Source organism: Sporosarcina sp. BP05, from assembly GCF_014282005.1.
Lineage (GTDB): Bacteria > Bacillota > Bacilli > Bacillales_A > Planococcaceae > Sporosarcina.
Genome location: NZ_JACFTD010000016.1, coordinates 65,107 through 72,046, shown reverse-complemented (window position 1 = coordinate 72,046; position 6,940 = coordinate 65,107). Strand labels below are relative to the sequence as shown.

The following is a 6,940-nucleotide window of genomic DNA, read 5'->3' as shown; positions in this document are numbered from 1 at the left end:
ATGGCATTATATACAATAGACTTGAATCCGACAAAAACGTCATTTCCAATGTAACAAGGACCATGTACCAGGGCTCCATGTGCAATCGTCACTTCATTTCCAATGAAGATTGAATAACTATATTGCTCAGGGAAATACGTTTATCTACTAACCCATGCAAAACTACACCTTCTTGTAGATTAACAGTAGAACCAATATGAAATGGAGCCCCTTCGTCTGCGCGGACACTTACATTAGGGACAATATACACATTATCCCCAATGAATACATCGCCGATAACACTCGAAAACGGACTGATAAGCGCTGTTTCATCAATGGATGGATATCGTTGAACTGGATTAAGAGACGTGATTGGATTTGGACTAATAAACGGCTTAAAACAATTGTATTCTGAATCACTATTTCCTCTCAATCACGCACCCCTTTTTCACTTTTATGTCTAGGCATTTTATGTGACTGGGAATGATTATAGTCAAAACTTCGAACGTTTGTGCACGGTACTATTAGTGATCTATGCCCGTGTTGGAAAACAAAAATCCCTCAGTTTTTTAATCTGAGGAATTTTTTCAATCTCATAATCCGACCTTATTACTTTCGAGTATTTCCTTAATTTTTTTCAGGTCTATCTTGTTTGCTCTTTTCATCATCGTGGACATAATCGGAACAAATATCTTTGAAAACCCTGTTGGATTCCCTTTGTTCCGTAAAGTCATCCGTGTACGGTTTCCGTCAATAGCTTCCCATGTATAAGTCGTCTCCATCGGAAATGGCCCGTCTGCAGTTCTCAAGATAAGCTTTTGATGCAGTTTATACTCTACAATCTCATAAACGTATTCTAATTCTCGTCCAAGGAATTGCGCATTAAATGCGATACGAGATTTAGTGACCCGTACCTGTGCATGACACAACTACAAACAGTTCATAGATATTTATAAAAATGCAAAAAAGCCATATATCCCCCTTGATATCTGACCCTTTATTATCTTCATACAATTATAGTGAATTTACAAAGTAGTGTTACGCACAGGTACCCAAAATTAAATAAAGACTAATACTCCTGCTCAGTAGTTTTCATCATCGGTGGCGGGAAGCCCTTCTCCTACGGGGAGAAGGGCTTTCTTCGTCCCATGCGCGGTTAGTGGACCCCCCTTATTTATGGTTAGGTTCACCCCAATATAGTTAAATGCGTATTTTTTTAAATTAATTGATAGATACTTTTTATCTGTTGCATACAATCAACCATACTCATCTCATTACTAATTACACCATTTAATTGATCAACAGAAGAAACAAAAGTGCTCCACATTTCCACGAATTTTTCCTCTTCATTAGTAACCGTTATCCCATATTCTCTTCTCCATACCAATGACCATCTCTCACACAACTCTTTGAACAATTCATCATTATAGTTAGTCACTAAAGTCAGGCATAAAACGCCAATTTCTTGAAACGCCGCAAATTCTAACTTAACTCTCACTTTTGTATCAACCTTCGATATAGCTAACGCTGTAGCATTTTTACCTGCTAAAAATCCATCTGAATGAACAATTGCATGTCTTAAATTACAAATCTTATCATATTCATTAAATATTGATTCCAACAAACTGTTTTTGGGGATTTGAAATTCTAAATACTTCAATGAAGCATTCTTTACCTCTTTACCACTCGCAAATGATATATTCTCAAAAACGCCGTGAATAATATTATTACCTCCGTGCCATAATACTGAACCTATATTTATATTTTGATTGCTAGAAGCTATCTGGGAAACCGGACAAATTAAAATTGTTCTTGTCAAGATATTTCTGAAATAGTTTTCCGTTAAGGAAATCAAACTTAATATCAATCCAGAGGATATATCTCTAAAGTTCTGAAAATAGTCACTCGATCCTAACTGAATTAGTTTTGTAAAAGCTTCTTTAAACTCATCTATTGGAGATATTGAACTAAACGGGATATAATCAATAAAACCTTCTAAGTCAGGCAAGCTGTAGTTGGGTTGAATCTCATTAATACAGTTTGGGATTCTATTCTTACTCATACTATAAATTCCTCCGCGTAAGAGAATATCCTTTCTGTCCATACTTCACCGACTTGTTTCACTTTTCGTAACTCCTTATTATCTGTGTCCATGAGAATATCTTTAATTGTTCTAATATTACACTGTTCCTTAATAGATTTTACTCGCTGCGGCGTTAAAGGTAGCTTATCTATATCGTTAGAGATTAATGACTCAAATACAGAAATACTTTTTAACATCGCCCCACAATTTGGACAGAACCTAGCGTTTTCATCCTGTCGCGGTGTGCTACATTTTTGGCAAGGAGGTAGTGATAAAGGAAATACTGTTTTAGGATCGTTTCCATTTAACAAACTGGAAGAAGTAATTTTTTTATAGTAGTGTGCATTTCTACTTTTTAATGCCGTTTGTAAGTCTTCTATAGATAATGATTTTTTACCTAAAAAAGCATTACTGTCGATTAATACACCAAAATGAAGTGTGAATAATTCATAAACGCCTTCTTGAGAACCTTTACTAATGTCTCCAACGGGCATAATTAACCCTGAATATTGATAAAAACTTATTACTTTCTTTAATTCCACTGGAGAATTTTTAGATATTCCAATAGTCACTGTTTGCTCATTGGCGGCTTTACCCTTATTGTATTGTTTTAATAGGTTTATTAATTCTTTAAATATTTCTTCGCCTTTAATAATAAATTTACTGTATGTTGGTAATTGATACTGAAGTGATTGATAAATCCCCATGGTTTGCTTAACATTTTTCTTAACGATTTGTAACATAGTTCTTTTTTGTAGACTAAACGAAGTAGTACCATCATCATTCTTCTTATATAGTTCTCTAACCATATTTAAGAATGATCTGGGCATGCCAAATGAAGAATACGCAATAACTTCGAGGATATCTTTTCTCTTCATTATTCCATTGAATACGTCTTCAGTAAGGCGTTTATCTAGCAAGCTGAACATAAATTCTATATATCCAGGGGTATCTACACGAAGCCAAGCATTTATTTCTTCTGCATCGTGACCTACATGGAAGTTTGCAGAGTAATTAGTTACTCCAGGATAAACAGCTGCTTTTGGGGATACTTTTTTACTTTTAACGTTTCTAAAAAACTCAAAAAAATCTCTTTGTTGCTCTTGGGAGAATGCATGCGCAGCATCATCTAATAATAAGACACAATGTTGTTTATTAAAAATATTTAGTATCTTATTTATCTCTTCCTCAAGAATACTTATAGTAATAATATTTTTTTCCGTAGATAACTCTGAAAATCTAAATTCCAAATCATTCAGATGCAAGTTCACTTGCCTTTTAGAATACATAAGTTCTGATTCCACTTCAGACATATTACCAGAGTACTCAGCTACCGAGTATAGCCCTTGATAGACTTTAAACAATATCCATTGGTTAAACCAAAAACTAGCGTTGACATTAGCCTTGTACATAGGTTCTACTTTTAAAGCAGATTTAAAGTTAACATATATAGGCAGTGAGTCTCTTGATTCGGAAACATTCAACTTTGATGCTAACTGATAATAAGTTTTTAACATTAATGTTGTTTTACCACAACCTCGGGGACCTACTAATAACTTTGCTCCTCCAGAAGAAAGCCTTTTTATTATTCTCACTTCATCTGGATGTTCTATACTCCATTTAAGAAACTCACTTTTATCAATGTATTCCGCTTGTTCAATGTATATATTTGCTTCTCCATCTAGTGGAATATCTCCATTTCCACCCATTGAGTCATTCAATTTAATACCCCCTATTCATCTCTTTGGATAAATCAAATAACTATTAGTAAAATACAGTACTAAGAAAAGATAGTTTAACATAACCGCACTTACTTATGGTACGGTTCCCCTTATCACAAGTAGAATTCCCTTATTCATTCATTTAGTGACCAAAGGTACCAACACAGTCCCAGTACCTGGTACCTTAAATTGAAATAGTCTTCACAACGTGAGAAAACTACACCCTTTCAGTAAATTCTCTATATAAAATTGTAGGTACTTCATTTTCCAATTCCATTCTTACCGTAATCGGTTGGTTCCCTTCAAATTGAATAGAATCTCCTTTCCCAATATAAATATAGGGCTCGATCTTTCCATCAATCTTTTTGTACTTTCGAATAAACAAATGAAGATTTACTCCTCGCTGGTTGTTAAAAATAATATTCTTTCCTCTTTCAGACTGTTGGGTAGTATTATTCACAGACTGCCATTGGAATTCCCGGGGATTAATAAATTTATCCTGGTAGTTAATGCTTTCCTTAACATCCTCTTCCTTATGCAAGTCAATGAATAAAAAGTATTCATTTCCATTAGCAACCAAGCCAGATCCTCTAAATGAGCTGTGAATCTTTCTATAGTTTGACAGTAAAGCAGCATCTATCATTTGATATTGTTCATACAATTTAAAAGATGGAACACCATAGTATTCTCCTTTAAATTCCTTTTCGTACCTGAAAATCCCGTAGGTAATGGTATCTTCAATAAATTTACGGTATTCCCCATTTTCTAACAGCTCTTTAAAAACTTGTGTCTTAACCATACTTCCATTGCTATAATGAATCAATTTGGGCTTATTTTTTAGTTGGACACTATCATAGTAGTTTTGATTCAAACACTCAAAAGTATGCAGAACACTATCATCATCAACATTAGTAACCAACTTTAAGATTTGTTGCTTAGCGATTTCTAGATTTATTTCTTCGTGTTCTAATAAATATCGAATGATAACAAACTCATGTATCCGCTTCAAAGGTAGCTTACTTGATAATTCTTTTAAAGTACCTTCGAATGCACCATTCTGTAAAAGATCATCTAAAAACTCATCCTTTTCTACTTTGGCCACGAATTGTTGATATGTTTTCTCCCTATCAATAAACCTAATAGGGTCTGGTGCTCCATCATATTTCAGATAATCAAGTAAAAAGTAAGGAGTCCGCCCCTGATTAAGCTTTTTAAATTCAGAGTACTCTTCTTTCAAATACTTCATTGAATTAAAGTTCTCATTATCAATTTGTGCTAAAATTCTTTCCTGAGATATTTTATCCATTTGGATATGGGTACATCCAGGTATATTGGAAAACCCCGTTACAATAGCTACCTTTAGGCTTTCTTTATCATAGTAACGACTTCCATTTAGCGCAAGTGCAATTAGAAACGCTTTATTATGGTTCCCGATAAAATCAAGGACTGTTAAGAAGCTTTTATCCGCATGTTTCCGTAATCCCCTTCCTAATTGTTGAATAAATACAATGGGAGAGTTTGTCGGTCTTAACATTAGTACTGTGTTAATAGAAGGAATATCGACCCCTTCATTAAAAATATCAACCGTAAAAATAAATTCTAATTCATCCTGATCACTTTCTAATCGATTAATATATCGTTCACGTGTTTCTGGTGAATCAGCACCGTATAAACAAACGCTTTTATAACCTCTTTTATTAAATTCACTAGCCATATATTGCGCATGTTCAATACTGACGCAGAAACCTAGACCCTTTCTGTTCTCACCATCATGATCATAGAAATCCAACTTTTCAATAATAAAATCGACTCGTTCATGAACCTTTAACCTTTTCGTGATTTCCGCAATATCGTCAATATTAACATCTGTAAGATCAATACCTTCAATATCAGTGATTCCAAAATAATGAAAAGGTATAACTAGCTCGTCCTCTAACGCTTCATGTAAGCGGACTTCTAACGCAACATTATTATCGAAGAGATCAAAAACATTATTACCATCACTTCGTTCTGGCGTAGCGGTCATCCCTAAAGTAAATTTCGGCTCAAAATAATTCAAAACGTTTTGGTATGTAGGACTAGTTGAATGATGCGCTTCATCAATAATTAAATATTCAAATTCATCCTTTTCAAACTCCTGAAAACATTTGGAGATAGTTTGAATGGTGGCAAAAACATAATTAACATTTTTTTGCTTATGATTGCCTGTCAGTAGCCCAAAAGAAAGGTCCTCATTTGGTAACAGCATTTCAAAGGCGGCCTTTGCCTTTTTCAAAATCTCTTCTCTATGTACAATAAAAAGAAGTCTTTTTGGTTTCAAACCCTTCACATCAAATGCTGACATATATGTTTTACCCGTACCTGTTGCCGCGATGACAAGTGCCTTTTTCTCCCCAAAACTCCTCAGTCTTTCTAAATTCTCAGTGGCCCGCTTTTGCATTCTATTTGGGATAATATATTGTTTATTTTCATAGATCATTTGATTGGAGAATCGATTACTGTTGAACCTTTTCAGAAACGCTTCATACCTATTAATAAAATCTTGATCCGCATCCTCGCTCATATTCCAAAGGTAATCATATTCATTTAAAACGTCTTGAATAAATTTCCCTTTCTCTTTTGTGATGATTTCAACATTCCATTCAATATTACTTTTCAGAGCGCTTTGAGTGATGTTAGATGAACCAATTATTACCTTGTAGCTATCTTTGTACTCAAAAATGTATGCTTTCGTATGAAAACCTATCTCTTTATCGGTAACAAAAACTTTTAAATCAACATTATTAAACTCACTGATTTTTTTCAATGCCTTCGCTTCCGTAAAATTGAGATAAGTTGAGGTAATGATCTTTCCTTGAATCCCATTATTTTCTGCTTCCTTTAGAGGATCAAGCAAAAGTTGAAGCCCACTAAAATTAATAAAAGCCACGCTGAAATAAAACCGTTGGCACTCGCTCATCGATTTCACTAATTCTCTTAATAAATTTCCTTTTTCAGAATTGACTATTAGCTTTTTTTCTACCGCTTCCATTCGATTGCCCCTGACTTTATGTTATTATAATACAATTTATTGGATGTATAGAAACTGTTCTACGTCCAGAGCTAGTAAGATTTACATATTAAAAATATCAACAAATAAAATATAATTAGTGGACAT

5 protein-coding genes and 1 pseudogene are annotated in these 6,940 nt (G+C 34.0%); all 6 read right to left on the bottom strand.

Going from position 1 to position 6,940, the window contains the following annotated elements; genetic code table 11:
- Positions 1-92: pseudogene (locus tag H2672_RS19730) on the bottom strand (carbonate dehydratase); the annotation flags it as partial.
- Entirely contained in the window at positions 89-412 is a 324-nt protein-coding gene (locus H2672_RS15355; RefSeq protein WP_255485850.1) for an LbetaH domain-containing protein, read from the bottom strand. The pseudogene H2672_RS19730 and the gene H2672_RS15355, both read right to left, overlap by 4 nt.
- 160 nt (positions 413-572) lie before the next feature.
- Positions 573-761 carry an SRPBCC family protein gene (locus H2672_RS15350; RefSeq protein ID WP_186672809.1) on the bottom strand — a complete coding sequence of 63 codons (189 nt, stop codon included), beginning with the start codon at positions 759-761 and terminating at the stop codon, positions 573-575.
- A 434-nt stretch (positions 762-1,195) separates the two neighbouring features.
- On the bottom strand, positions 1,196-2,041 hold the full coding sequence (locus H2672_RS15345; RefSeq protein WP_186672808.1) for a hypothetical protein: 846 nt from the start codon (positions 2,039-2,041) through the stop codon (positions 1,196-1,198).
- Positions 2,038-3,783: a zinc ribbon domain-containing protein gene (locus H2672_RS15340; protein ID WP_186672807.1), complete on the bottom strand. Its 1,746-nt coding sequence runs from the start codon at positions 3,781-3,783 to the stop codon at positions 2,038-2,040. The genes H2672_RS15345 and H2672_RS15340 overlap by 4 nt, the downstream gene beginning before the upstream one ends.
- A 217-nt stretch (positions 3,784-4,000) precedes the next feature.
- Positions 4,001-6,814, bottom strand: a complete 2,814-nt coding sequence (locus H2672_RS15335) for a DEAD/DEAH box helicase (protein ID WP_186672806.1) — start codon at positions 6,812-6,814, stop codon at positions 4,001-4,003.
- Positions 6,815-6,940 lie beyond the last annotated feature (126 nt).

What these genes read in the sequence shown, in the direction of transcription:
- H2672_RS15335 (WP_186672806.1), bottom strand. Translation starts at nt 6,814, where the DNA reads ATGGAAGCGGTAGAAAAAAAGCTAATAGTCAATTCTGAAAAAGGAAAT.
- H2672_RS15350 (WP_186672809.1), bottom strand. Translation starts at nt 761, where the DNA reads ATGGAGACGACTTATACATGGGAAGCTATTGACGGAAACCGTACACGG.
- H2672_RS15345 (WP_186672808.1), bottom strand. Translation starts at nt 2,041, where the DNA reads ATGAGTAAGAATAGAATCCCAAACTGTATTAATGAGATTCAACCCAAC.